This window comes from Amycolatopsis magusensis (genome assembly GCF_017875555.1).
GTDB lineage: Bacteria > Actinomycetota > Actinomycetes > Mycobacteriales > Pseudonocardiaceae > Amycolatopsis > Amycolatopsis magusensis.
Window position 1 is genome coordinate 1,772,282 of record NZ_JAGGMS010000001.1, and the last position, 25,011, is coordinate 1,797,292.

Annotated in this window: 22 protein-coding genes and 3 tRNA genes; 9 read left to right on the forward strand and 16 right to left on the reverse strand. The window is 68.0% G+C overall.

Annotated elements, in window-relative coordinates; genetic code table 11:
• Positions 1-659: 659 nt before the first annotated feature.
• Complete coding sequence (locus JOM49_RS08410) at positions 660-3,020, forward strand: tetratricopeptide repeat protein (RefSeq protein WP_308158689.1); 2,361 nt, start codon at positions 660-662, stop codon at positions 3,018-3,020.
• A 97-nt stretch (positions 3,021-3,117) separates the two neighbouring features.
• Here the strand turns inward: JOM49_RS08410 and JOM49_RS08415 are convergent, their stop codons facing one another.
• From JOM49_RS08415 to JOM49_RS08445, 7 genes are all read right to left on the reverse strand, one after another.
• Positions 3,118-4,260: a metallophosphoesterase gene (locus tag JOM49_RS08415; protein ID WP_209663776.1), complete on the reverse strand. Its 1,143-nt coding sequence runs from the start codon at positions 4,258-4,260 to the stop codon at positions 3,118-3,120.
• Complete coding sequence (locus JOM49_RS08420; RefSeq protein ID WP_209663777.1) at positions 4,260-4,838, reverse strand: PaaI family thioesterase; 579 nt, start codon at positions 4,836-4,838, stop codon at positions 4,260-4,262. Before JOM49_RS08420 ends, JOM49_RS08415 begins: the two co-directional genes overlap by 1 nt.
• A gap of 43 nt (positions 4,839-4,881) precedes the next feature.
• Positions 4,882-6,273, reverse strand: a complete 1,392-nt coding sequence (locus JOM49_RS08425; RefSeq protein WP_245369262.1) for an MFS transporter — start codon at positions 6,271-6,273, stop codon at positions 4,882-4,884.
• A gap of 69 nt (positions 6,274-6,342) precedes the next feature.
• Complete coding sequence (locus JOM49_RS08430) at positions 6,343-6,825, reverse strand: hypothetical protein (protein ID WP_209663778.1); 483 nt, start codon at positions 6,823-6,825, stop codon at positions 6,343-6,345.
• Positions 6,822-7,376: a SigE family RNA polymerase sigma factor gene (locus tag JOM49_RS08435; RefSeq protein ID WP_209663779.1), complete on the reverse strand. Its 555-nt coding sequence runs from the start codon at positions 7,374-7,376 to the stop codon at positions 6,822-6,824. The genes JOM49_RS08430 and JOM49_RS08435 overlap by 4 nt, the downstream gene beginning before the upstream one ends.
• A 4-nt stretch (positions 7,377-7,380) precedes the next feature.
• Positions 7,381-7,740, reverse strand: a complete 360-nt coding sequence (locus tag JOM49_RS08440; protein ID WP_209663780.1) for a hypothetical protein — start codon at positions 7,738-7,740, stop codon at positions 7,381-7,383.
• Positions 7,741-7,833: 93 nt separating this feature from the next.
• The gene (locus tag JOM49_RS08445; protein ID WP_209663781.1) at positions 7,834-9,018 is read right to left on the reverse strand and encodes a L,D-transpeptidase; all 1,185 of its coding nucleotides are present in this window, start codon (positions 9,016-9,018) and stop codon (positions 7,834-7,836) included.
• Positions 9,019-9,402: 384 nt separating this feature from the next.
• On the opposite strand from JOM49_RS08445, the gene JOM49_RS08450 reads away from it, so the two are divergent.
• Positions 9,403-9,606: a cold-shock protein gene (locus tag JOM49_RS08450; protein WP_027941311.1), complete on the forward strand. Its 204-nt coding sequence runs from the start codon at positions 9,403-9,405 to the stop codon at positions 9,604-9,606.
• An 86-nt stretch (positions 9,607-9,692) separates the two neighbouring features.
• On the opposite strand, the gene JOM49_RS08455 is transcribed toward JOM49_RS08450, so the two are convergent.
• Positions 9,693-10,136, reverse strand: a complete 444-nt coding sequence (locus JOM49_RS08455) for a hypothetical protein (RefSeq protein WP_209663782.1) — start codon at positions 10,134-10,136, stop codon at positions 9,693-9,695.
• 730 nt (positions 10,137-10,866) lie between these two features.
• On the opposite strand from JOM49_RS08455, the gene JOM49_RS08460 reads away from it, so the two are divergent.
• Entirely contained in the window at positions 10,867-11,118 is a 252-nt protein-coding gene (locus tag JOM49_RS08460; protein ID WP_209663783.1) for a hypothetical protein, read from the forward strand.
• A 151-nt stretch (positions 11,119-11,269) separates the two neighbouring features.
• On the opposite strand, the gene JOM49_RS08465 is transcribed toward JOM49_RS08460, so the two are convergent.
• Entirely contained in the window at positions 11,270-12,130 is an 861-nt protein-coding gene (locus JOM49_RS08465) for an alpha/beta fold hydrolase (protein WP_209663784.1), read from the reverse strand.
• Between the two features lie 155 nt (positions 12,131-12,285).
• On the opposite strand from JOM49_RS08465, the gene JOM49_RS08470 reads away from it, so the two are divergent.
• From JOM49_RS08470 to JOM49_RS08480, 3 genes are all read left to right on the forward strand, one after another.
• Positions 12,286-12,358 (forward strand) — tRNA-Glu (locus JOM49_RS08470).
• 22 nt (positions 12,359-12,380) lie between these two features.
• A tRNA-Asp gene (locus JOM49_RS08475) sits at positions 12,381-12,454 on the forward strand.
• A gap of 31 nt (positions 12,455-12,485) precedes the next feature.
• A tRNA-Phe gene (locus JOM49_RS08480) sits at positions 12,486-12,559 on the forward strand.
• Between the two features lie 1,012 nt (positions 12,560-13,571).
• On the opposite strand, the gene JOM49_RS44315 is transcribed toward JOM49_RS08480, so the two are convergent.
• The 4 genes from JOM49_RS44315 to JOM49_RS08500 form a co-directional block, all read right to left on the reverse strand.
• Entirely contained in the window at positions 13,572-14,687 is a 1,116-nt protein-coding gene (locus JOM49_RS44315; protein ID WP_209663785.1) for a serine/threonine-protein kinase, read from the reverse strand.
• A 518-nt stretch (positions 14,688-15,205) separates the two neighbouring features.
• Positions 15,206-15,946 carry an HAD family hydrolase gene (locus tag JOM49_RS08490; protein WP_209663786.1) on the reverse strand — a complete coding sequence of 247 codons (741 nt, stop codon included), beginning with the start codon at positions 15,944-15,946 and terminating at the stop codon, positions 15,206-15,208.
• Entirely contained in the window at positions 15,943-16,773 is an 831-nt protein-coding gene (locus JOM49_RS08495) for a GntR family transcriptional regulator (protein WP_308158690.1), read from the reverse strand. The genes JOM49_RS08490 and JOM49_RS08495 overlap by 4 nt, the downstream gene beginning before the upstream one ends.
• Positions 16,774-16,844: 71 nt before the next feature.
• A complete protein-coding gene (locus JOM49_RS08500) occupies positions 16,845-17,225 on the reverse strand; it encodes a hypothetical protein (protein ID WP_209663787.1) in 381 nt (126 codons plus the stop codon).
• Positions 17,226-17,392: 167 nt separating this feature from the next.
• Here JOM49_RS08500 and JOM49_RS08505 point away from each other — a divergent pair, with 167 nt between their 5' ends.
• Positions 17,393-19,276: a lyase family protein gene (locus JOM49_RS08505; protein WP_209663788.1), complete on the forward strand. Its 1,884-nt coding sequence runs from the start codon at positions 17,393-17,395 to the stop codon at positions 19,274-19,276.
• Positions 19,277-19,331: 55 nt separating this feature from the next.
• Here JOM49_RS08505 and JOM49_RS08510 read toward each other — a convergent pair whose 3' ends face one another.
• Positions 19,332-22,364 (reverse strand): PQQ-dependent sugar dehydrogenase, encoded by a 3,033-nt coding sequence (locus tag JOM49_RS08510; RefSeq protein WP_209663789.1) that lies wholly within the window; start codon positions 22,362-22,364, stop codon positions 19,332-19,334.
• Between the two features lie 95 nt (positions 22,365-22,459).
• A complete protein-coding gene (locus tag JOM49_RS08515) occupies positions 22,460-23,185 on the reverse strand; it encodes a TetR/AcrR family transcriptional regulator (protein ID WP_209663790.1) in 726 nt (241 codons plus the stop codon).
• Between the two features lie 128 nt (positions 23,186-23,313).
• On the opposite strand from JOM49_RS08515, the gene JOM49_RS08520 reads away from it, so the two are divergent.
• Entirely contained in the window at positions 23,314-23,757 is a 444-nt protein-coding gene (locus JOM49_RS08520) for a nitroreductase/quinone reductase family protein (RefSeq protein ID WP_209663791.1), read from the forward strand.
• A 77-nt stretch (positions 23,758-23,834) separates the two neighbouring features.
• On the forward strand, positions 23,835-24,635 hold the full coding sequence (locus tag JOM49_RS08525; RefSeq protein WP_209663792.1) for an SdrD B-like domain-containing protein: 801 nt from the start codon (positions 23,835-23,837) through the stop codon (positions 24,633-24,635).
• Here JOM49_RS08525 and JOM49_RS08530 read toward each other — a convergent pair.
• A complete protein-coding gene (locus tag JOM49_RS08530) occupies positions 24,580-25,008 on the reverse strand; it encodes an acyl-CoA thioesterase (RefSeq protein WP_209663793.1) in 429 nt (142 codons plus the stop codon). The two genes, JOM49_RS08525 and JOM49_RS08530, sit on opposite strands and share 56 nt — an antisense overlap.
• Positions 25,009-25,011 lie beyond the last annotated feature (3 nt).

Consider the following 25,011-nt stretch of genomic DNA (forward strand, 5'->3'; position numbering starts at 1 on the left):
TTCCGGCGCAGTCTGGCCAGTCGCCTTCTGGCTCGCCGAGCCAGCCCTTCGCCGCCCAATCGGGCCAGGCACCCGCGGGCCCCTCAAGCCAGGCGCCCACGGGCCCGCCGAGCCAGCCCTTTCCGGCCCAGTCCGGCCAGGCGCCTTCCGGCTCGCCGAGCCAGCCCTTCGCCGCGCAGCCGGGCCAGCCGCCCACGGGTCCTTCGAGCCAGCCATTTCCGGCGCAGTCGGGGCAGTCCCAGGCAGGTCAGGTGCCATCGGGTCCTTCGAGCCAGCCGTTCCCGGCGCAGTCGGGGCAGTCGCCGAGTCAGCAGTTCGGTGGGCAGCCGGGTCAGTCGCCCACCGGCCCGGCCAGCCAGCCGTTTCCCGCGCAGGGGCCGTCGAGCCAGCCATTTCCGGCGCAGGGGCCGGGAAGCCAGCCGTTCGCCGCGCAAGCCGGCCAGCCGCCGACAGGCCCGCCCAGCCAGCCCTTCCAGGGCCAGCAGCCGGGTCGGTCGCAAGGCCAGGCGTTCCCGGCGCAGGGTCAGTCGCCGCAGGGGCCGCCCAGTCAGCCGTTCTCGGGGCAGGTGCCGCAGCGGGGGCAGCAGGCGGGTGCCACGCAGTGGAACCAGGGCCAGCCCTCCCAAGGCCAGTCGGCTCAGGGGAGTCGTCCAGGGCAGGTGCCGCGGCGGCAGTTGCCGGTGCCGTCCGATGATCCCCAGCCCACCAGCGTCCTCGCGTCCCCGGCGCCCGCGACCCAGAGCATCACCCCGCCCCCGCCGATGCCGGAGACCAGCGCCCCGGTCCTCCCCGATCCCGGCACCGAGAGCGTGCTCCCGCCGAGCAGCAGCGACGGCATGCCCGGCACCGGCACCGGCACCGGCACCGGATCGGGGACGGGCACCGGCCCCCACACCGGGTCCGGCGCCTTCCCCGGCACCTCGCGCCGCACCGGCTCGCGCACCTCGCGTCGCGGCAGGCTCGGCGCCGGGCTGGTCGACGTGCCCCAGGTGCCCTACCGCGACCCCGCCTCCGCCGTGCTCACCGACCCGATGGTCTCGGAGGAGAAGCGCTTCTGCGGCAACTGTGCCGCCAAGGTCGGCCGCGGCAAGGACGGCAAGCCCGGCTCGCCGGAAGGCGTGTGTGCCAAGTGCGGCAACACTTTCTCCTTCAAGCCGAAGCTGCGCCCGCACGAGATCGTCGGCGGGCAGTACGAGGTGCTCGGCGCGCTGGCCTACGGTGGCCTCGGCTGGATCTACCTCGCCCAGGACCACAACGTCAGCGACCGCTGGGTCGTCCTCAAAGGACTGATCGACACCGGCGACGCCACCGCGATGGCCGCCGCGGTCAACGAAACCCGGTTCCTGGCCGAGGTCGAGCACCCGAACATCGTCAAGATCTACAACTTCGTGCAGCACCCGGACTCGGTCACCGGCAACTCCGTCGGCTACATCGTGATGGAGTACATCGGCGGGCAGTCGCTGCGCCAGCTCGCGCTCGCCCACCACCGCACCGCGGGCCGCGCCGAGCCGCTGCCGATCGGCCAGGTGATCGCCTACGGCCTGGAGATCCTGCCCGCGCTCGGTTACCTGCACAGCCAGAGCCTGCTCTACTGCGACCTCAAGCCGGACAACGTGATCCAGACCCACGAGCAGCTCAAGCTGATCGACATGGGCGCGGTCCGCCGGATGGACGACTACGAGAGCCCGCTGTTCTTCACCACCGGCTACAGCGCGCCGGAACTGGCCACGCACGGCGCCTCGGTCGCCTCGGACCTCTACACCGTCGGCCGCACGCTGGCCGTGCTGAGCTTCGAGTTCACCGGCTACACCAACAAGTACAAGGCCTCGCTGCCGCCGGTCGACCAGGTGCCGCTGTTCGCGCTTTTCGGTTCGTACCACCGGTTCCTGAAGCGGTCCACGCACACCGACCCGGAACGCCGCTTCTTCTCCGCCGAGGAGATGGGCGACCAGCTCACCGGCGTGCTGCGCGAGATCATGGCGATGGGCACCGGGAAACCGCGGCCCGGCGCGTCCACCGTGTTCGGCCCGGAGACCCGTTCGTTCGGCGTGGACATGGACGTGCCCGAGGCGGGCCGGCCGGTGCCGCTGCCCTCGCCGGAGGACGTGGTCGGCGGGCTGCCGGTGCCGCAGGTCGACACCGACGACCCGGCCGCCGGCGTGCTGGCCACCACCGCGGCCGCCGATCCGCGCGAGGCGATCGAGGCGCTGGTGAACGCGCCGCACAACTCCATCGAGGTCCGCCTGCGCATCGTGCGCGCCCGGATCGAGCTGGGTGAGCTGGCCGAGGCGAACCGCCAGCTGCAGGCCGCGCAGTACCTCGCGGTGAAGAACGGGTTCCCGCACGACTGGCGGATCGACTGGTACCGCGGGCTGATCGAGCTGGCCGGTGGCCGCCCGCGCGTGGCGCAGGTGGCGTTCGACGCCGTCTACGACGAGCTGCCCGGCGAGATCGCGCCCAAGCTCGCGCTGGCGATCAGCGCCGAGGCCAACGGCGACCACTTCGGCGCCTCGCGGTTCTACGAGCTGGTCTGGAAGACCGACCACAGCTACGTCAGCGCCGCGTTCGGCCTGGCGCGGGTGTACCTGGCGCAGGGCGCGCGAGCCGGGGCGATCGAGGTGCTGGAGACGGTCTCGTCCTCGTCCTCGCACTACATCGCCGCGCAGGTGGCCGCGATCAAGATCAAGACCCGGCCGAACCGTGAGTCCGGCGTGGCCTCGGACCGCGACCTGCTCGACGCCGGTGCCCGCCTCGAACGCCTGTCGCTGGACGCCGAGCGCCGCACCCGGCTCTCGGCCGAGGTGCTGGAGGCGGCGTACGGCTTCGTGCGCGCGGGTGCCGCGAAGCCCGACACACACCGCGGGCTGAAGGTGCTGGGCTGCGAACTGGGCTCCGAACGGGAACTCCGGTTCGGCCTGGAACGCTGCTACCGCACACTGGCCCGGCTCGTCGGTACGGCGGACCAGCGGATCGCGTTGGTGGACAAGGCGAACGCCATCCGCCCGCGCACCCTCACCTGAGAACGCCCTCAATGCTATGAGTGGGGCATTACTTGCGTTGAATGCAAGTAATGCCCCACTCATAGCATTCGACTCGGCTGCCCCGGGGCCACCCTGCCTAGGGAGCCCGTAGTTCTACGATGGTGATGTCCGGTGGGGCGCCTACTCGTACTGGCGGGCCCCAGAAGCCGGCGCCTCGCGTTACGTACAGCTGGGTGGCGCCGTGCTGGGAGAGGCCGGCGACGGCGCCCTGCTGCAGGCTCACCAGCAGCTCGAACGGGGTGATCTGCCCGCCGTGCGTGTGCCCGGAGAGTTGCAGGTCCACGTCGTGGTCCACGGCGTCCTGCACGTCCACCGGCTGGTGCGCCAACAGGACCACGGCCCGCGACGGATCCCGTCCCTGCACGGCCTTGCCGACGTCGGCGTTGTCCTGCCACTGGTACGCCGTCGCGTCGTTGACCCCGGCGAGGTCGAAGGTGCCGCCGTTGTGCGTGATGGCCACGCGTTCGTTGCGCAGGGGCCGGATGCCGAGTGTGGGCACGTGGTCGACCCATTCGGTGTAACCCGAGTAGTACTCGTGGTTGCCGGTCACGAAGAAGGTGCCGTGCGTGCTTCGCAGCTCCCGCAACGGTTCGGCGGCCTCGGCCAGGTGCGCCACGGTGCCGTCGACCAGGTCGCCGACGATGGCCACCGCGTCCGGGCGCTGTTCGTTGACCAAGTTCACCACGCGCTGGGTGAACGACCGGCCCAGCAACGGGCCCAGGTGCACGTCGCTGATCAACGCGATCCGGAAGCCCGACGCCCGCGGGTCCAGGCGCCGCAGGGTGATCGGCACGCGGGTGACGCTCGGCCCGCCCATGGCGACCGTGGTGCCGTACCCGACGATCCCCGCCGCGGCCACCCCGGCGACCACCGCAGTCCCGCGCGCCAGGAACACCCGGCGGCTCACCCCGGCGATCGGCTCCTCGGACCTGGCCCACTTCCGCAGGAACAGGCGCGGGACCTCCAGCACCAGCGTGGCCAGCATCAGGTAGTAGAACAGCGCCAGCCACAGGTACCCCGGCCAGGCGAACCACTGCGCCACCGCCGGATCGCTGCGCGTGCCGAAGATGAACGCGGCGATCATGAACGCCACGAGCAGGATCAGCGCCACCGCCGCGACCCGGCGCACGAGGCCGGGTGAAGTGGTGTCGCGAACCAGTCGTTTCCAGATGTAGAGGTGCAGGAGCGCCAGGCCCCCACCGACGACGATGAGGAACATCAGGGGTTGATGTCCCAGTCCCGCTCCACCGCTCGGCCACTGGCCTTCAGCCGCTCGACCGATTCCGGTCCGGCGTGCTTCGCGAAGTGCTCGAAGCCCACCTGGACGAACAGCCCGCGCGCCCGCAGCGCCACCGGGCCGTCCTCGGCGTCGAGGCGGCCGTCCGCGCTGACGTAGATCTTGCGCCCGGCGACACCGTCGAGCTTGGCGCAGATGAACAGCGTCGAGCCGACCGGCACCGGCCGCACGAAGTCGGTCTCCAGCTTCCCGGTGACCGCGGGCCGCCGCAGCAGGTGCCCGACGGTGGCGCCGAGCGCCTCGTCGAAGGCGCAGGCCAGCAGGCCGCCGTGGGCCAGGCCGGGCGCGCCCTGGTGGGCTTCGGTGACCAGGAACTGCGAGTGGACCCGGCCGCCGTCACCGACGGTGGAGCGCAGCCGCAACCCGGCGTCCTGCTGGTCACCGCAGCCGAAGCAGTGCTCGTAGTGCATGCCGAGCTTGGTGCCGGCCGGCGGTGCCTGCGGGTGCGGCACCGCGGGTTCGGTTTCCACCGGCGGCCACGGCTGGGCGGACTTCGTCATGCGTCCACGGTAATACGACTACGCGAAGTGGTTGAAAGCGCACTTAATTCGCGGACGCCGTCCGGTGCCCGTGCCCACGACGGGCGATGCGCGAGCTGACGATGCCGCGCAACGACACCCCGGCCGTCTCCGGCAGCAGCAGGATCGGGATCGCCGCGATCGCGGCCGCTGCCATCAGGTAGAACGCCGGCCACAGCGTGTTCCCGGTGGCGTCCACCAGCGAACCAACCACGAAGGGCGCGGTCCCGGCGAACAACGCGGTGGAGGTGTTGTAGCCGATGGAGAAGGCGCCGTAGCGGACCTGCGTCGGGAACATCGCGGGCAGTGTCGAGGCCACCACCGACAGGAACAGCACCAGGCAAAGCCCGAACAGCGCCAGCCCGCTCCCGAGCATCAGCACGTTCACGCCGGTCTCGGTCTTGCTGTTCTCCATCAGGGTGAACATCGGGATCGGTAGCACCAGGAAGCCCGCGCAGCAGGTGATCAGGATGGGTTTGCGCCCGATCCGGTCGGACAGCGCGCCCAGCGGCACGATCAGCACGAGCATGCCGAGGATCACCGACATCACGATCAGCAGCGGTGCGTGCCCTTCGAGCTCGAGCACGTCCTTCAGGTAGGTCTCGATGTAGCCGAACATCATCCAGTCGCCCACGTTGAGCAGGATGACCAGCCCGATCAGGTGCAGGATCGACCGCCAGTGCTTGCTGAACAGCTCCTTCAGCGGCGACTTCGAGACCTGCTTGGTCTTCTCGATCTCCTGGAACACCGGGGTGTCCTCGAGCTTGTTCCGCAGGTAGAGCCCGACCAGGCCGAGCGGACCGGCGAGCAGGAACGGGATGCGCCAGCCCCAGTCGGCCATCGCCTCGTTGCCCAGCAGCACGGTCGCCAGCGTCACCGTGCCCGCGCCGAGGAAGAACCCGACCAGCGTGCCGAACTCCAGCCAGCTGCCGAGGAAACCACGCTTGCGGTCCGGCGCGTACTCGGCGATGAAGGTCGCCGCGCCGCCGTACTCACCGCCCGCGGAGAAGCCCTGCAGGGACCGCAGCAGGATCACCAGCACCGCCGCGGCGGGCCCGATCGTCTCCCAGGAGGGCAGCAGCCCGATCACGAAGGTGGAGCCGGACATCAGGATGACCGTCAGCGCGAGGACCTTCTGCCTGCCCAGCTTGTCGCCGAGCGGGCCGAGCACGAAGCTGCCGAGCGGCCGGATCACGAAGGTCACCGCGAGCAGCGCGAACGTGGCGAGCGCGCCTTCGGAGGTGCTGCTCGCGTTGAAGAAGACCTGGCCGAGGATCGCCGGCATGAAGCCGAAGACCCCGAAGTCGTACCACTCGATGCAGTTGCCCATCGCCGAACCGGCGACGGCCTTGCGGATCTGCTTCGGATCCGCCTCCTTCGGCGCCGCGTCCGCGGCGCCGGCCGTCTGATCGGTCATTCCCGACCTCCCAACCCCTCGTCGCCCCAGGAATGATCATCCGACCCTAGAACGGGAGTGGGAAACTTTCTAATTGGCCGGTTGTGACGGTGGCGACGACTCCTTCTCGGCCGACGACGTGGGTCCCGGGGGCACCTGCGGTTTCGGTATCGCCGCAGGTGGGGAGGCGGTCGGCGCGGAACGCGGCGGTGCGGGAGCCGTGGCGGGGGTGCTCGGCCGGGCGCTTTCGGGCGCATCGGGCGAAGCGGACTGGACCGGCAGCTCCGGCGCGGTGGACGACGGCGGTTCGATGCTCAACTCCGGCACCGGCACGGCGGGCTGGACCGGCGCGGGCGGGGGTGCGGGGGAGGCGGCGCCGCCCGCGAGGAAGACCACCACGGCAGCGGCGGCCACCGTGGTGCCGGCGCTCGCCGCGATCGCGAACCGCTTGCGCAGCCGCCGGATCCGGGTGCCGCGCGCGACGATCGACTCCGCGCGCAGGACCAGCGGGGGGCCCTCACCGGCGACGGTGGTGGCGAGCAGCCTGCGGACCTCTTCCTCGTCCGGGTTCATTCCTCGCCTCCTTTCGCCGTCAGGGAAAGTTCGTGGAAGTGCGGGCCGAGCCGGTCGCGCAGGGTGGCCAGGCCACGTGCGCTCTGGCTCTTCACGTTCCCGGTGGAGCAGCGCAGGGCGGCCGCGGTCTCCTCCACGCTGAGATCGTGCCAAAACCGCAGCACCAGCACCGCCCGCTGCTTGGGTGGCACGGCCGCGAGCGCGCGCAGCACCACCATGCGCTGCTCGGGTCCGCCGGGTTCGCCCGCCTGCTCCGGCGGGAGATCGGTGAGCTGCTCGCGGCGGCGCCACGGCCGCCGTCGCTCGGCGAGGAAGGTGCGGGTGACCACCTGGCGGGCGTAGGCGTCGAGGCGGTCGTGCCGTTCCAGCTTGGGCCACACCAGGTAGAGCTTCAGCAGCGCGGCCTGGGTGAGGTCCTCGGCGTGGTGCCAGTCGCCGCAGAGCAGGTAGGCGGTGGACCGCAGCTGGTGTGCGCGCTCGCCGAAGAACCGGGCGAACTCGTCGTCGTACGACGACGAGTCCGGCCCGGTCGATCCGGTCCGGCGCGTCACCGGGTCAGCGGTTGTCGCCCGTCGGCCCGGCCGGGATGGCCGACGGCAGCGCGGGCTTCGCCGACGTGGGTGCGGGCGTCGCCGACGGTGGTACGGGCTGGGCGGGCTTGGACGAGGTGGGCTCGGGCGGCACGCTCTGCGCGGGCTTCGCGCTCGGCGGTGCGGGCGCGGTGTTGGTCGGCTGCGGCGCGGGCGGAAGGGAGGTCGGCGGCACGGGCTGAGCCGAGGGTGGCACCGGCTGGGCGGGTGCCGTGACCGGCGGCGCGACCTCGGGCGCCGTGGTGCTGGCCAGTGCGGGCACGGTGATCGCCGCGCCGACGGCGAGCAGCAGGGCTCCGGCCCCGAGCACGATTCGAGTACGCAATTCGGCTCCTAGTGGATGGTGAGCCGCCGGGGGGCGGCGGCGCTTGCACAGTCAGACATGCGCCGCCGCACCTCCCGGGTTGCATCGAATTTCTCAGCTGTTCAGCGCGGACATCTTCAGCCACTGGTCCCAGGAGTAGGTCCAGTCGTGGTACGCGCCGTCCTTCGCGCCCAGCTGCTGCGTGCTGCCCTCGATCTCGACGGGGTCGCCGGTCATCGCGCTGTCGTAGTACTCCTTGGCGTTCTCCATCGACATGTTGAGGCAGCCGTGCGAAACGTTCTTGTTGCCCTGGTCGCCCACCGACCACGGGGCGGCGTGGGTGAACTCGCCGTTGTTCGAGATCCGCACCGCCCAGCTGACCTTGAAGTTCTCGTAGTCGTAGCGGGCGTTGTTCATGAAGTAGGTGTCGTGCTTGGTCATCACCACGTGCGTGCCGCTCTTGGTGACGCGGCCGGGATCGCTGTCCAGGCCGTAGCTGACCGGGTAGTCGGCGACCTGCTGCCCGTCGCGGATCACCTGCATGCGGTGGGTCTGGGTGTTGCCCTTGACGATCTGCGAGCGCCCGATCTTGAACGAGGCGCTGACGTTCTCCTTGCCGTACACGCCGTTGGCCAGCTTCACGCCGTACAGCTTCGCGGTGACCTTGACCTCGGTGTTCGGCTGCCAGTAGCCCTTCGGCCGCCAGTGCACCGCGGTGTCGTTCTCCAGCCAGCCCCAGGAACCCTCGGTCTTCGGGTTGGTCTCCACCGAAAGCGCGCGCTCGACCGCGGCCTTGTCGGTGACCTTCTGGTCCGGGAAGGTCAGGCTGATCGGCATCGCGATGCCGTAGGTCTGGCCGTCGCCGACGTTGAGCTGGCCGTGCTGCTGCCGCTTCGGCGTCACCGTGGTGAACGCGCCGCCGACCGGCGCCTGGGAGCCGTCGGTGCCGACCGCGGTGCCGCCCCAGGTGTAGGTCTTGCCGTAGCCGAGCGGTTCGGTGGTGGTCCAGCTGCGGTTGTCCGGCGCGGGCTGGCCGGCGACCTGCTTGCCGTCCGGGTTGGTGAGCGTGACCCGCTCGAGCGTGCCGTCGGTGACGGTCACCTGGATCGGGTCGCCCGGCGAGACCTCCTTGGCCCCGGCCGCCGGCTGCACCACGATCTTGGCCGGACCGGGCGGCGCCGCCGGCGCCCCGTCGGTCCCCGCGGCGTTGGTCCCGGTTTCGCCGGTGCAGGCGCTCAGGCCCAGCGTCGCGATGAGGGCGAGCCCGGCCAGAGCCCGCCGTCGGAAGTGCTGTGTCACTGATGTCCCCTTATCGTCCCCTGACGCCCCTCTGACGCCTGGCGAAGCCCGTGCGTTGATCCGGGGGAACGTGAGGAAGATCACTTTCTGCGGGACCCTCCGACGCGGTAAGGGCGGGCCTCCGGAAGGCTCGGTGCTTACAACGTTTCGGTGACTTGGTGCCGCTGTTCTGCCCAAGAACGGTTTGCGGGGTTCAGATTCTGTGAGATCCCGGTACGCTTCCCACAGGCCGTCGTTTTGCGTGTTCGTGGCTTCACACTCGCGGAACTTCTGACGCGAGCCATGAGCGCCAGTGCTCTTCGCTCGACTCGTTGGAACCGCCCGGGACGGCCCGGGTACTGCTCCGGCGGAGGCCCGAAGCGGATCTGTAACGAGGAGTAAGCGGTGGCGCAAGGCACTGTGAAGTGGTTCAACGCTGAAAAGGGCTTTGGCTTCATTGCCCAGGACGGCGGCGAGGGCGACGTGTTCGTGCACTACTCGGAGATCGACGGGCGCGGCTTCCGCACCCTCGAGGAGAACCAGCGAGTGGAGTTCGAGGTGGGCCAGGGCCAGAAGGGCCCGCAGGCTCAGAAGGTGCGCGTCATCTGAGATCGGCCACCTGAAGCAAGCGAAACCGGGGCCCCGGCGGAATTTCCGCCGGGGCCCCGGTCATTTCCGCTGGTGTGCCGGGAGTGCTACTGCAGCTGGCCCGAGACGGGCTGCTCCCAGCGCTGGTCGAAGGAGAACTGGTCGGTGTGCGCGTCGCTGACGCGGTTGTGGCGGGTCTGGACCTGGTCCTGCACGGAGCCGGCCTGGGCCTCCCACGAGAGGCGCTCGAGCACCCACTCCATGGCGAGGGCCTGCGGCGAGGTCTGGCGCTCCGCGGCGATGTCTTTCAGCTGTTCGCTGGCGATGGTGTTCATCCGGATCTGGAAGACCTGGGCTTCACCGAACCGGCGGCCGCTGCCGGTGCTCTCCGGGTCGTCCGCATCGGGGGCGAGCGCGGCGAGGTAGCTGGTCAGCTCGTGGTCGTCGACCGCCGCCTCGGCCTCGCGCGAGGGGTTGTTGCGGTGACGTCCGGGGTTGACCGCCTTGATGTTGGTCCGGCTGCTCAGGCGTCCAAGTGAGGGAAGAGGCACCCGGACAGGATAACGGTAAGGTTTCGGCCCCGTGTCGAGTGTGGCGCGCGACACACCGTCCGTCGCCGATTCTTTCCGCAATAGTCCATCCGCGCTAATCCCGATCAAGAAAACCCCACCCTCCGTAATCCCCCCACCCCACCCCGAAACCATCAGGTAATTCCACAATAAGAAACTTGCCCACCCGCACCCGCCCCTGCACAATGTTCAACCACTGCAGAAAACGATTACACACACGCATTTCGATCATTAGCCAAAGGAAACAAGATCAGCTGGTCCAGGCCCACGTGACCAGCGCCCGCCAAGGTGAGAAGCACGCACCGCGGGGGGTCCGGGGGGCTCGGCCCCCCGGGGAGATACGAGGACCCTGGGAGCAGCCCGCAAGGCTGCGAACAGGAATGGAGAGGCCCCCGCGCCAGGGGGAGGAACGCGGGGGCCGGAGGGGATCTCCACAGGCGCTGACCGGGGGTGTGTCAGCAAGTCGATTGTTACACGACTCGGCGGGGTTCGGCGAGTGGTAGCCGGGAAAAATCCGGCGCGCGTGTCACTTGCGGTTTGCCGGACGTTCATTGTGGGCAGTCGCCGGGTGCAAAGCTCATCTGGCCTGCGAGTGCAACGCAGAGCGAACATCCGGTCATGGGAGGTTCACTCTGCGGGGGGCTGTGGGGGGCGAGGTCCGCTCGCTAGCCTCGCGCCAAGCTTTCGCCAAACTCTTGAGGAGGAGCAGCCAATGAGCGGGTCTCTCGAAGTGCGACAGTTCCTCCTTCGCTACGAAGGCGACGCGGGTAACGCCTCGGCGAATGGTGGGGTGCCGGCCCAGCGGTCGGGCAACGCGGATTCGCCGCGCATCTCCGACGACCAGGTCCGGCGGGCCAGGCTCGCGGTGGCGCAGGGCGCGACCGGGGTCGACGACTGCGCGGAGCTGCTGGAGATGCTGGGCCTCACGCCTGACGAAGAAGGCCGATTGCCGGTTCAGCGGTGATCGCGGTGGCCGGTCCGTGAACGAGTAGTGGGGCCCAGGTGCACACCCCCTGGTGGCGCACCTGGGCGCTGTTTCGGAACGTAGTGCCGGGCCGGGTGCTTGGCAATCGATTTCTCACCCGGGTTCCACCGGGTGGCGATCGATAACGCCGTTATGCCCGGTTCAGGAACGCGGCCAGCTCGTCGGCCAGTTCCTCGGGCGCTTCTTCGGCCATGTGGTGGCCGGAGTCGATCTCGGCGCCGGTGAGCGGGCCGGTGGTCCAGTCGCGCCAGATGGTGAGGATGTCGCCGTAGAGGTCGGTCATGTCGTCGTGGGCGGCCCAGAGCACGTGGGTCGGGCACTGGATGCGGCGGCCGGCGGCGCGGTCGGCGTCGTCGTGGGCGCGGTCGATGCCGAGGCCGGCGCGGTAGTCCTCGAGCATGCAGGAGATCGTCGCCGGGTCGTGGATGGCGCGGTGGAAGTCCGCGAAGTTCTCCGCACCCATCCGTTCGGGTGTGTTCCGCGTGCCGACGTTGTACCAGGCGTCCGGGTCCGCGTTGATCGCCCGCTCGGGCTTGTCCGGCTGGGCGAAGAAGAACCAGTGGAACCAGTCGTGGGCGAACTTGGCGTCGCAGCGGGCGAGGGCCTCCCCGATCGGGACGGCGTCCATCACCGCGAGCGCGCGGACGCGCTCCGGGTGGTCGAGCGCCAGCCGGGTGGCCACGTACGCGCCGCGATCGTGCCCCACGACGGCGAACTCCTCGTGCCCCAGCCGCCGCATCAGCTCGACGCAGTCCCTGGCCATCACCCGCTTGCTGAAGGGCTCGTGATCCTCCGTGGTCGGCGGCTTGCTCGATTGGCCGTACCCGCGGGTGTCCGGGCACACCACCGTGAACCCACGCGCCAGCAGCGGCGCGACCCGGTGCCACGTGGTGTGGGTGCGCGGGTGCCCGTGCAGCAGGAGCACCGGCGGCCCCTCGCCGCTGGTCTCGACCCGGAGCTTCACATCACCGACATCCACCCAGTTGCTCACCGGGTCGAGCCTAGTGGGCGAAACCGCAGCTCGCAGGCTTGCGCGGGGCTTAAGGGATACCCCTTTGAAGGGGGGTTGGGGCGTGCCCTATGCTTATGTTCGCTCCCAGGGACGACCTGAGAGCGCGGTCGGGTCGGTTTACCGAAACCGGCCGGGCTCCCATCGTCCAGCGGCCTAGGACTCCGCCCTTTCAAGGCGGCAACGCGGGTTCGAATCCCGTTGGGAGTACGCAGTACAGTAGTAGATGCAAGGCCCTGTGGCGCAGTTGGTTAGCGCGTCGCCCTGTCACGGCGAAGGTCGCGGGTTCGAGTCCCGTCAGGGTCGCAAGATCGTTCGGCTCCTTGCCGGCGTTCCCGGCCAGGTAGCTCAGTTGGTACGAGCGTCCGCCTGAAAAGCGGAAGGTCGCCGGTTCGACCCCGGCCCTGGCCACCGCTCTCAGAACCGCCTTGACTCAGGTCAGGGCGGTTTTTCGTTGCCGGGGTCCGCTGGGGTTGGGTCGCCGCCGATTGCCGCCCTTGCCCTCCCGTAGTTGCACGCTGGATGCACGGCCTCCCCGGCCGCTTGCTCCTCCTCGTCGCACCGAGCTCGTCGGGAATCAAAGGCGGGCTTCGCTCATCGCGCAGCGACGCCATCAGGCGCCCTTGAGGCGGCGGGCCCGGTGTACGACGATCCACGGGGAAGGGGACGCCTCGTGAGTCGCGCTCGTCTGCGTGGGTGCTCCAGAGTCGGCGTGGTTCGCCGGGGTGCTCCGCGAGCTGGCGTCACCCGCCTGCGCGCCGCCTGCGGCTGGTGACCCGGCCGCGCCCTGGCGGGTGCACCGGGTGGCCGCTGGGCGGAGCGGAGCGGGACCCCAGTGTGTCGCGATGGGTGCGCCCGCCGAGGCGTGGCCGGTGTCGACCAGTCCGCGAGCGCGCCGCCGCTGGCGGCGCGCCTTGATCCCATAGAGCCAAATTCGGCAAGGGACGAACGAGATCTCGACGCGATAGCCGATGAGGTGTTTCGCACAAACTTTCGAAGATCTAGACGTTCGATGTAACGTCTGAACCTACGCTGACCGACTACCTGGAAGAGTAGTGTTGCCACGACTAGTGACGTAGGGTGTTCAGATGGTTGCAGTCACAGTGTCGGACTTGATCACTGCCATGGCTGTCTCTGGCGGCCCGTCTCGGTTCCATGCGCGGAACCATCGGCCGCTACACGAGGCTCTCGTCTACCTGAACGACCACGCTGGTGAGAACCTGCTGGGTGGCAAACCCGTACCTGACCCTGAGGTGGGTCTGCGAGTACGTGGAGTCACCAAAGCGTTGTGGGACCTGTGCCGGACCGGTTTCTTGAGTGCGGAAGGAGTCGGGCAGCAAACTTACTTTGTTGTAGCCAATAGAAGTGATAGCCGGTTCTGTCTCGGTTCGATGTCGATTAATGCGCACGTCGCACGTGCTATTCACTTAGCTGCAGATCGGTGGGCTTGTTCCGAAACTCGTTTGAAAAAATCCCGCCAGGTTGCAGTGTCGTCTTCCGCTGCCTGTGTCTCGCAGGCTGGCATCCCTCGCCAATTGTCTGATTTCTGGAGTCTCCATCGCGCGGTTAGCTTAAACTGATCCTTATTAATCCCGCGTGTGATTCTCTGGGCGCTCACTTCGTAGGCGCGGTCTTGTGCTGTCTTGGTGCGGTGGGCCTTGAAGCCAGTCCATCTGTACGGTTGACTAAGGTCCCGTTTCCAATCCAGGTGTCGTACTCCCTGAAGTTCTCTTTTGGCTGCTTGTGCGCTGCCCGGTCGGCGGTCCGGGTTTTCGTTCAGCATGCATCGGATTATTCGGCGTAGGGCGTCGGGGACATGAATGCCCGGTGTGAGCATTCGTTCCGAGAGTGCGCGCTTGCCGCTACTATTTCGACGCTCTACCTCATCTTGGTCGATGGTTTCGTAGGGGAGTCGACCATTTACTAACTCAAGCAGAATCATTCCGGTGCTGTAAATATCGCCTGCTGGAGAGTAATGCCCTGTTGAATATTCGGGAGGAAGGTATAGTGGGGTGCCGCCGCGAGCTTTACTGTAACCCGACCCGTCAATCTTCGCCGCGCTGCCAAGGTCGCCGACGTATGCAGTGCGTCGATCTTCAGATAAGAAGACGTTGCTCGGCTTTATGTCGCGGTGAACAATTCCATTGTTAACGTGTAAGTGGTCTAGTGCGTCCAGTGTTTGGCACGTGAGTGATACTGCATCACCCATACTAAATGGGTGCGATTCTTGGAGTGCTCTAAGTAGGCTGCCACCTTCGTAGTAAGGCATAATGAAGGTGAGTCCGGCAACCCCACGGTACTGTGGGTCCCACTGCGCCTCGCTTACTTTCGCTAGATTCGGGTGGTCGAATTGATCTAGAAGCCTGGGCTCTCCAAACGCGAGCGAATCTTCTAGTCCGAGTAAGCTTATAGTCTTTTGAACGACGTTGCGCTCGAAAACCTCATGGTATGCTAGGTGGCATATGTCGGTGGCTCCTTCGTTTAGGGAGCGCAGGATAGTGTAAGTCGGTTTTTGAAGATCCTCGCCCAGTATGACCACTATGTCTCCCGGTTTCCGCAGATAGCTACTAGTGCGGCCAGGCTTCGCTTGTCATTCCAATAAGGGCCGACGCGCTCAATGTTTTTGTTTACTAGATCACTTAGTCGACCAGACTGCGGCAAGTTATACGAAGATCGCGCAGCGCGTCTGCTTATCCGTCTGCAGTCAATTCCTAGTTGGGCGGTGGCAGCGTATACGACAGTTTCAATCTCAATGCGTGGAACAAGTTTCGTGTAGGTGGCAGAATAGTTAGACTCCGGTGCAAGTATGCGAACTTGTTCTATTGAGAAGTTTTTAACTATTCTCACTACTTCCTCGGTTAGTGCTACAATTTGCCGTCCTGGCTCTAATCCAGCCGGGAATTTTACGGAGTACGGATCCACGTCAAGAATCGTCTCATTTTCAACGATGGCCAAATATGCGCAGTCGCTTGTCGCGTTTACTCCGAGAGTGCGCATCCTGCCCCCGTGCTGTCTATCGCTAGTGTCGCCAGGGTGTCGTCACGTGTTCGCGGTATGTTACAGCCAGAGGCTGTTCGTGTTGATAGTGTTACCTGGGATGGTCGGTGCTGCTTGTAGTCCGAGGATCTCGTGTAGTGAAGTGACCAGGGCGTTTGGTCCTCGTGTGGACAACGCGGCCGTCTTGGTCTTCTTGTTGGCGAATGCGATTATGGGCACCTTTGCGCCCTGGGCTGCCTCGATGTCGGTCACAGAATCGTCAATGAGGACCGCTTCGTGGCGGTGACTCGCTAGTTGACTCAAGGCTAGTGCTATCAATTCCGAGTTCGGCTTTAGTGCTTGAGGATTGTGGCTTGAACGTGCTGAAATGAATCCAATATATTCGCTTATTTTGTGCATGCTCCCGTACGCCTCGACCGCATTGACGCTGTTGTTGCTGACGATGGCGAGTGGGCGGCCGGAACGGTGCCAGGCGTGGATGAGGTCGTGGGCGCCTGGGGTGGGTGTGGCGGTGTGGATGGCTTCGACTTCGAGGGCGGTGAAGGCGGCTTCGACGTAGCGGGCTTCGTCGTCGCCGAGGGTGGCGGCGTGGCGGAAGACGTCGAAGGGGTCACCTGTGGTGGCGACGGATTCGGGTAGGTCGGTGTGGCCGCCGTCGGCCAGGACTACGCGGAGTTGTTCGGCGACGGTGGGAGCGGGTAGTCCGGCGAAGACGGAGCAGATGGGGCCGTCGAAGTCCAGGAGTAGGGCTTTGGCGTTGGCCAGGAGTTCGCGGGCTTTGGCTTCGTCGCCGGTGGTCACCGGGTGTATTCCTTGGCGACGGTGGTCCACATGCTGGTGAACCAGGTTTTGGCCTGGTCGACGTATTGGCTGCCGGTGGAGGTGTCGTCGTCGTTGGCGGAGTGGTGGAAGAGGATGGCGTCCTTGCCCATGAGGTCGTACATGGCCTGGGTCTCGCCGCCGAAGGTGATGACGTGCTCCCGGACGGGGTAGAAGCCGAAGAAGGCTTCTTCCTCGTTGATCAGGTAGAGCTTGAACAGCGGCGCGGCGGGGTGGACCCGGATTTCCGCGGTGGCTTCGTTGACCAGGCCGAGTTGAGCCAGCTCGGTCACGGAATCGACGATGGCCAGGGTGTGGCGGCGCATGATCTCTTCGGCGCGCTGGCGGAAGCCGGGGCTGTCGGCCTGGTCCTCGACGGTGACAGGCAGGCTCCAGGGCTGGCCAGGGTCAGGCAGCAATAGGCGCACATGGATCGACTCCGGCCGCAGCCGGCCGATTCGGATCTTGTCCAGTGGCTCGGCCATCACGCCGTGCAGGGTCTCGCCGGAGAATCCGGCGAAGTCGATGGTGACGTGCTGGGCCTCGAAGGCGCGTTCGGTGTGCGGGCGCAGGCCGACTGGGCGTTCGGTGCGCTCTCGGACGAAGACGCCGCTGCCCTGCCGGGGAGACTCGCGCAGCTCGCGTAGGGCGTTCTGCACGGTCATCGGGGCGACGTTGTAGGTCTTGGCCAGCTCGCTCCGCGACGGCAGCTTGTCCCCGGCGGTGAACTTGCGGGTGAGGATGGCCGCTCGCAGGGCATTGGCGACCTGCACATATGGCGGACGTGGATCGTCCGGGTCGAGCGCCACAGTGCCTCGTGCTGGTCTGCACGATTGCAGCGGGCGGATCCCGAAGAAGGAATGCTTGGGGATGGGACGCCTCAGCGGAAGGGGACGACGACGATTTGGTCGGCGTCTTCGTAGATGATTCGGCCGGGTGGGTGGGCAGCGACCACCTTGGTGCAGCCGACCCCGTGGGCTTCGAGGATTTGCAGGTAGCCCTCTGCTCGGGTGATCAGCGGGGTGGCCGAGTCCTTGAACCAGGCGGTCGCGCCTGGGTTGAGCGTGTGGTCGTAGACCGTCGCGTCCACGGTGGTGGGGTTGGTGTGGTGTGCCTCGTACCAGGAGTGGGTGGTGCGGCGGAAGTCCTCTTCCTCGGGCGTGAGCCGGCCTGCTTTGCTCAGGTTGTTGATCAGGCCGAGGAAGCCTGGGTGCCGGCCGTCGGGGGTGGGGGTGGTGCTTTGGAACCTGACGTAGCCCATGCGTCAGTCATAGCAAGGGTCGCACTTGGGGTGACCGCTCGTGGGCCGTTCGGGTTGGGGTGGGGGGTGCGGGTGGGTGAAATGTGGGGGTGCGGCGTGGTGGTTGGGGGTGCCGGGGCTCAACATCGGTACGTCCGGGGTAGGACGAGGCCGGTGGGAGTGCTGTGATGACCGCTCGGTACCGCGTGGAGGAGGATGCGCTCGGCAGGGTGGAGATCCCGTTCCAGGCGTACTACGGCGTGCAGACCGAGCGCGCGCGGCGCAACTTCGGGGTGTCCGGCCAGACGCTCGGTGCGCAGCCGGGGCTGGTGGGGGCGATCGCCGAGGTCAAGAAAGCCGCGGCGCTGGCCAATCTGGATGCCGGGGTGTTGCGCGAGCCGGTGGCCGAGGCGATCTGCCAGGCTGCCGACGAGGTGGTCGCCGGGCTGCTGGGGCCCGACGAGTTCCCGGTCGACGTGCTCAGCGCCGGCGGGGGCGTCTCCCCGAACATGAACGTCAACGAGGTGCTCGCCAACCGGGCCAACGAGCTGCTCTCCGGGCGCCGCGGCTACGAGTTCGTGCACCCCGCCAACCACGTCAACGCCGGGCAGTCCACATCGGACGCCATGGCCACGGCGGTCAACATCGCCCTGCACCGCGACATCGTGCGGCTCAAGGAGTCCGTCGCCTACCTCGCCGGGGTGCTCGAACAGAAGATCGAGGAGTACCGCGACACCGTCAAACTCTCCCGCACCTGCCTCCACGACGCCGTGCCGGTCACCTTCGGCCAGGCCTTCAGCGCCTACCTCGCCGTGGCCCGGCGCGGCGCCGACCGGCTCGCGGACGCCGCCGAGCACTGCCTCGAGGTGCCGATGGGCGGCACAGCGGTCGGCACCGGGCTCGGCGTCGGCGCGCGCTACCTCGAGCGGATCTACCCCCGCCTGCGGGAAACCACCGGTCTGGACCTCCGCAGGCACGACAACTTCTTCGACGCCTTCCAGAACGGCGACGTCTTCCAGTACGTCTCCACCGTGTTCAAAGCCCTCGCCTGCGGGCTGATGAAAGTCGCCCGCGACCTGCGGATACTGGCCAGCGGCACGGAGATCCGGCTGCCCGCGGTCCAGGCAGGCTCCGCGTTCACCCCCGGCAACGTCAGCCCGGTGATGGCCGACCTCGTGGTGCAGGTCGGCTTCCAGGTCTGCGGCAACGACACCGTGGTCACCATGGCCGTCGAGGGCGCCGAGCTCGACTTCAACGCCTGGACCGCCGTCATCGCCAAGAACCTCTTCGAATCGGCGCACCTGCTCACCAACGCCATGCCGTTGTTCGCCGACAAGTGCCTCCGCGGCCTGGAGATCGACACCGAGGCCAACCGCCGCCACGCGGAGGAGGCGCTCGGGTTGTCCACTGTGGTCGGCGGGGTCTTCGGGCAGGACGCCGGCATCCGGGCCGCGCAGCACGCGGCCGACCACGGCGTGTCCGTGAAGGAAGCGGTGGTGCAGCTCGGGATCGCCCCGCGCGCGACGGCCGAGCGTTTGCTCGATCCAATGGTGCTCACCGACTCCGTGCGCAGCGCCAGTCTGCTCGACCAGATGGTCGCCGACGAGCGGTCCGCGACCAGGGCGCTCGTCCACGGCCTGGCCAACGAGGCCCGCCAGGCCATCTTCCACGCCGCCCGCCTGGTCGCCCGAGCGGACGAAGACGTGTCCCGCCAAGAGGAGCAAGCGCTGAAGGTGGTGGCCGAGGCGCTGGGGCTCAACGGGATCCCGGTGCCCGACACCGAGAACCTGCTCCCGGTCGACGTCGAGACCCTGTCCGGGGCGGACCGCGAATTGGTCTACGCCTCAGCGGCCTGGCTCGCGGGGGCCGATTCCGTGACCGAGGCGCGGGAGTCCGCGCTTCTCGCGCAGCTCAGTGAGGTGCTGGAGCTGGAGCCACCCGTGGTCCAGGCGATCCAGGCCAAAGTGGACCTCCTGCGCGACCAGCGCCGCCGCTACCTGCCCCGATCCGAGCAACTGCCGTGGTGGGAGGAGTTCGGCGAGCTGCTGCGGCGGCTGCTCGAACTGCGCTGAGACGCGAACCGGCCCCCGTCCGCGAGCGAACGGGGGCCGGATTCACGCGTGCGTCCTACTTGTGGTCGACCGCGCCCGTGCCCGGCTTCCAGGTGATGAAGCCGCCCTGGTAGTTCTGCCGGCGCCAGGTCGGCTGACCCGCGGGGGTGTACTCACTGCTCGTCGGGTAACCGAGGTAACCCTTCTCCCAGCCCAGAGACGCCCACTTGTCCTTTATCTGGCAGCACATCGACTGCGCGCCGTAAGCGGGCGTCCAGTAGATCGAGCCGTTGTTGGCGAAGTGGTTGTACCGCCCGATGCCGTCCGGCGTGGTCAGCTCGTCGGTCACCGGGTAGCCGAGGAAGCCCCCGGCGCCACCGTCGAAGACCCACCGGTCGCGGATCTGCGACATGATCGACCACGCCCCGCTGCCCGGCGAGTTGTAGTGCCAGTAGATCGAGGCGTAGTTGCTGAAGTTGTTGTAGCGCCCGCCGTTCGGGCCCACCAGCTCGTCCGTGACCGGCATGCCGAGCACCCCGGTCGCGCCGCCCATCGCCAGCCACTTCGACCGGATCTGGGAGTAGACCGCCGCGGTGCCGTTGCCCGGCGTGGTCGGCAGCCAGTAGATCGACGCGTTCTTGGTGAAGTCGACGAACTGACCGCCGCCGGCCGGCGTGGCCACCTGGTCGGTCAGCGGGTAGCCGAGGACGCCGTTCTCCCAGCCCATCCAGCCCCACTTGTCCCGGATCGGCCCGCCGATGCTGTGCGCGCCGGTGCCCGGGGTGTAGTAGATCGACCAGTTGCCGGTGAAGGCGTTGTAGCGGCCGACCCCGTCCGGGGTGCCCGTCTCGTCGTTCGTCGGCGCGCCGAGCGCCTGGTGCCCGCCGAGTGCGAGGTACTTGGTCAGGATGGTGCCGTAGATGGCCACCGCGCTGGTCTGCGGCGAGGAGTACAGGCGACCCCGCTCGTAGGCCCGGTAGCGGGTGCCACCGTCGTTGACCTCCGCCGCGACCGGGTTGCCGAGCAGCGCCCGGAGGGCCGCGTCGGAGTTGTACCGGCTGTCGATCGGCGTCTGGTAGGTCACGTTCACCACGGTGTCCGCGGCGGGCATGGTGAAGGCCCGCGACAGGTTCGTCGAACCGTCGTCCCACTTCGAGAAGGAGGCGACGCCGTCGGTGGCCTTGGCCCCGGCGATCAGGTTCGGCGTGGCGCCCTCGGTCACCATCGCGACGTTCCCGTTGCTCTCCCCGGAGATGACCAGTGAAGCCGGGAAGTTGCTCTTCAGCGTGAGCTTGAACTCGTTCGGCCGGGCCACGTAGACCTTGCTGGTCGAGACGCCCTGCGAGTCGGTCACCTTGGCGGTGAACTCGATGCGGGAGTCCGTGTGGTCGGTGAACGGCATGGCGAACGAGCCACCGCTGCCCGTGATGTTGGGGTGCACGTGGCAGGTGGTCTCTTCGGCGCAGTGCACGATCTCCGTGGACCAGGCGATCGTCAGCGGGCCGTCCTCGTTGTCGGTGGCCGTGCCGGTCAGGTTGACCTGCTCGCCCACCCGGAACTTCTTGCCCTCGGCCGGGGTGGTCAGCGTGAGCACCGGCGAGTGGTTCGACGGCGCCACGGTCAGCGTGGTGCTGTTCGTGCCGTTCGACTTGTCCTTGACCGTCAGCGTCGCGGTGAACTTCGCCGGGCTGGCCGGGTAGGTGTGCGACACGGTGGCGCCGGTGCCGGTGGTGCCGTCACCGAAGTTCCAGGTGTAGGTCAGGTCGGTGGCCGGGCCGTCGAAGTCCATCGACTTGGTGCCGTCGAAGGTGACCGTGCGGGTGGCCGGGTTCGTGGTGCTGGTGGCCTTCGCGACCGGCGGGATGTTGCCGGTGACGTAGACCACGCGGCGCACGTTGCCCGAGGCGATGTCGGCGTAGACCACGTCGCCGTTGGGTGCCGCGGCGAACTCCACCGGGCCGCCGAGGCCGGTGCCGAACGGCGCGTTGGCCGCCGGGGCCTGCACGAGCTGGCCCTGGGCGTTGTACTTCAGCGTCCAGATGCGCTGGCTGACGTAGTCGCCGAAGAAGAACTGGCCCTTGTACTGGGCGGGGTAGCTGTCACCGGTGTAGGTGAAGCCGGCCACCACGGAGTTGCCCTGGCCCGGCGCCATGCCGTGCTGGTAGGTCCACAGTGGCGGGTTGTTGGTCACGCCGTTGCACTGCGGCTGCGTGCTGTAGGCCGGGGTGGGGCCGTTGCCCTCGAAGCAGGGCCACGAGTAGTTGCCCCCGGGGACCACGTAGTTGAGCTCTTCCCAGGTGCCCCAGCCGACGTCGCCGACCACCGGCAGGCCGCTGGTCTTGTCCAGCGAGAGCCGGAACGGGTTGCGGAAGCCCTTGGCGAAGACCTTGCTCTTCACCGAGTTCGGGTTGGCCGCGTCGTAGAAGGGGTTGTCCGCGACGCCCGCGCCGGCGGCGTTGATCCGCAGGATCTTGCCGTAGACCGAGTTCACGTCCTGCGAGCGGAAGGCCTCGACGTGCCAGGTGTCGGTGTCGGCGTTGTCCCCCACCGAGACCCAGAGGTTGCCCGAGTTGTCGGCGACCATGCCCGACGCGCTGTGCAGTTCGATGGTGCCGGGGACGTCGAGCAGGACCTGCTCGTTCGCCAGCCCGGTCGGCTCGGCGCCACCGGTCACCGTCCAGCGGGAGATCCGGCTGATGAACCCGCCGCCGGAGGGGGCGTTGATGGTCCTGGCCAGGTAGATCTGCTTCGAGGTGGCGTAGTCGGGCGCGATCTCCAGCCCGGTCAGCCCGATGTCGTTGTTGATCCGCACCGGCAGCGTGATCAGCGTCTTCGGCCCGTTCGGCCCGATCCACTGCACCGCGCCGGTCTTGCCGGTGGCGATGATGGAGTCGTCGGGCAGGTAGCCGAAGTCGGTCAGGTTCCAGGCCCCCAGGCCGGTCCCGGTGTCCTGCAGAGCGAACCCGGCGGGCAGCGCCAGCGGCTCACCCGGGTTCGGTGGTTGTGCGAGAGCGACCTGCGCCCCCGGCACGGCGACGGCCAGACCCGTCGCGAGCAACGCCGAGCAGGCGAACCCGAGCGCAGCCCTCCCCAGCTGGGAAATTCTCATGTGGCCCCCTTCAGAGCTTCGAACACTTCTCGCTCGAAAGGGTGATTTCGTTGCAGGTATCGGGGCAGGTTATCGAATTGTGACGAGAAGGTCGGCTAGTCGGAAAACGACTCGCCCGAATCGGGGGGATTCGCCAACTCCGACCCGAGGCCGACAAAATCCGCCATGAGTGCGGTGGTATAAGCGAAGAACGCGTCGGAGGGGTCCACGCTGCCGACGTACTGCCCGTTGAGCTCGAAGCTGATCAGGCCGAACAGCTGGGTCCAGGTGATCAGCAGCCGGGTGACCAGTTCCGGGGTGAGCTCCTCGCCCAGCGCGGGCAGCAGGCTCGCGGCCTGGTCGTGGAGTTCGACGGGGAGCGGGTGCCCGCTCGGCGGCGGGGTGACCGGGGCGCTGCGGATGACGTGCACCAGCGCCATGGCCACGCGGGCGGCCGGCATCACGGTGTCCTGCGGGGCCCGGTAGCCGGGGATCGGCGAGCCGTAGATGAGGGCGTACTCGTGCGGATGGGCGCGTGCCCAGGCGCGGGTGGCCGTCCAGATGTCCACCCAGCGCTGCCGCGGCGGCAGGCGGTGGTCGTCCGCGGCCTCGGCGGCGGCGCCGATCGCGTCGTACGCGTCGATGATCAGCGCGGTGAGCAGGTGGTCGCGGCTGGGGAAGTAGCGGTAGAGCGCCGACGAGACCATCCCGAGCTCGCGGGCGACCGCCCGGAGGGACAGTCCGCCGCCCCCTGCTTCGCCGAGTTGCCTGCGTGCCTCCTCCTTGATTTCGGTGGTGAGTTCGGCCCTGGCCCGGTCACGGGCGGTACGCGTTGCCGGCATGCCGGTCACCCTACCGTCACCAGAGAGCGCCGAACAAATTAGAGAGCACTGCTCTTGACTTCGACTCGCTGTAGGTGTTCACTGATCACAGACGAGAGCAGCGCTCTCGCAACCTGGAGGAGGACCCGATGACCACCGCCACCCGCTACCAGCAGCCCGGCAAGCCCACCCTGGTGTTCAACGCCGTCGTCACCAAGCTGACCCAGCTCGGCCTGAGCGTCTGGGGCAGCCGTGAGCTGTCGGTGCGCGGCCGCAAGTCCGGTGAGTGGCGCAGCGTCCCGGTCAACGTCCTGACCTTCGAGGGCGAGCGCTACCTCGTCGCCCCCCGCGGCCTGACGCAGTGGGTCCGCAACATCCGCGTCTCCGGTGAAGGACGCCTGCGGATCGGCAGGCGGCTCGAGGAATTCCGCGCCGTCGAACTCTCCGACGAAGAAAAGCCGGAATTGCTGCGGGCCTATTTGAAGCGCTGGAAGTTCGAGGTCGGCGTTTTCTTCGACGGGGTCGGCCCGGATTCGACCGACGCCGAACTCCTGGCCATCGCCCCTGGTTATCCGGTTTTCCGCGTGGGGTAACTCGAACGGCTGACCGGCCTTTTCCGGGGGCGCCCCGCTGCCTAAGCTGAGCCGCCGAAGGTGGCGGGAGAGCGCTGATGAACGGCAGAAGATGGCGTCGCTGGGTGGTTTTCGCCGTGCTGGCCGCGGTGGCCTGCCTGCTGACCGCGTGCACCGGGGTGGCGCACGCCGAGGCCCAGGCCGTCGGTGGCTACGTCTGGTTCGACACCGATCGCAACGGCCTGCAGGACCAGGGCGAACCGCCGGCCGAGGGCGTGCGGGCCACGCTGGTCGGCGAGGCGGGCGTAGCGGTCGGGACCACGCTCACCGGTGAGGACGGCCGGTACCTGTTCGCCGACCTGCCCGACGGGGGCCACCAGGTCTGCTTCGACGTCATCGACGACTACGGACTCACCAGGGCGAACGCCGGCAACGACGCGCTCGACTCGGACGCCGACCCGGAGACCGGGTGCACCCCGACCGGCTCGGCCGGCCTCGACCTGGACGCCGGGCTGATGGCCCCGGGCAACGAACTCGGCGACTACGTGTGGCTCGACCAGGACGCCAACGGCCTGCAGGACGGTGGCGAGCCCGCGGTCGAAGGCGTCGAAGTCGGACTGTACGAGGGTGACGGTTCGCCGATCGGCCTCGCGGTGACCACCGGCCCGGACGGCCGCTACACCTTCGGCAACCTGCCCGACGGCCCGTACCTGGTGTGCTTCGGCCTCACCGGCCGCGAGGCCACCGAGCCCGGCGCGGGTGACGACGAGAGCGACTCCGACGCCGATCCTGCCACCGGGTGCACCGAGCCGGTGACCGTCGGACCGGGCAACCGGCGGGACTTCACGCTGGATCTGGGTCTGCTTGAGCCGTCCGGTACGCCACCAGTTTCTCCCTGAGTTCGTCCGGCGGCGCCTGCTTCGTCAACGTCTCCTCGTTCACGAACACATAGCGGTTCGTCCCGGTGGCCACCGTTTCGCCACCGCGGGCGAGGTCGAACTCCAGCACCATGGAGGTGGTGCCGAGGTGGCTGATGCGCACGGTCACCACGACCTCGTCGTCGAACCGCAGCGCCCGCAGGTACCGCACGTTCGACTCGGCCACCACGAAGTCGACGCCGTAGTCGCTCAGCCCGGTCGGCTTGCCGAGGACCGCGCCGAGGAACTCGAAGCTCGCCATGTCGAAGTAGGCCAGGTAGTTCGCGTTGAACACCACGCCCTGCGGATCGCATTCGTGGTACCGCACGCGCAGCGGCAGCCGGACCGGTCCCATGAT

Excerpts from the sequence above, each read along its gene's own strand:
- JOM49_RS08415 (WP_209663776.1), bottom strand. The coding sequence starts at position 4,260 with ATGTTCCTCATCGTCGTCGGTGGGGGCCTGGCGCTCCTGCACCTCTAC.
- JOM49_RS08420 (WP_209663777.1), bottom strand. The coding sequence starts at position 4,838 with ATGACGAAGTCCGCCCAGCCGTGGCCGCCGGTGGAAACCGAACCCGCG.
- JOM49_RS08425 (WP_245369262.1), bottom strand. The coding sequence starts at position 6,273 with ATGACCGATCAGACGGCCGGCGCCGCGGACGCGGCGCCGAAGGAGGCG.
- JOM49_RS08430 (WP_209663778.1), bottom strand. The coding sequence starts at position 6,825 with ATGAACCCGGACGAGGAAGAGGTCCGCAGGCTGCTCGCCACCACCGTC.
- JOM49_RS08460 (WP_209663783.1), top strand. The coding sequence starts at position 10,867 with ATGAGCGGGTCTCTCGAAGTGCGACAGTTCCTCCTTCGCTACGAAGGC.
- JOM49_RS08500 (WP_209663787.1), bottom strand. The coding sequence starts at position 17,225 with ATGGGCTACGTCAGGTTCCAAAGCACCACCCCCACCCCCGACGGCCGG.
- JOM49_RS08505 (WP_209663788.1), top strand. The coding sequence starts at position 17,393 with ATGACCGCTCGGTACCGCGTGGAGGAGGATGCGCTCGGCAGGGTGGAG.
- JOM49_RS08510 (WP_209663789.1), bottom strand. The coding sequence starts at position 22,364 with ATGAGAATTTCCCAGCTGGGGAGGGCTGCGCTCGGGTTCGCCTGCTCG.
- JOM49_RS08515 (WP_209663790.1), bottom strand. The coding sequence starts at position 23,185 with ATGCCGGCAACGCGTACCGCCCGTGACCGGGCCAGGGCCGAACTCACC.
- JOM49_RS08520 (WP_209663791.1), top strand. The coding sequence starts at position 23,314 with ATGACCACCGCCACCCGCTACCAGCAGCCCGGCAAGCCCACCCTGGTG.
- JOM49_RS08525 (WP_209663792.1), top strand. The coding sequence starts at position 23,835 with ATGAACGGCAGAAGATGGCGTCGCTGGGTGGTTTTCGCCGTGCTGGCC.
- JOM49_RS08530 (WP_209663793.1), bottom strand. The coding sequence starts at position 25,008 with ATGGGACCGGTCCGGCTGCCGCTGCGCGTGCGGTACCACGAATGCGAT.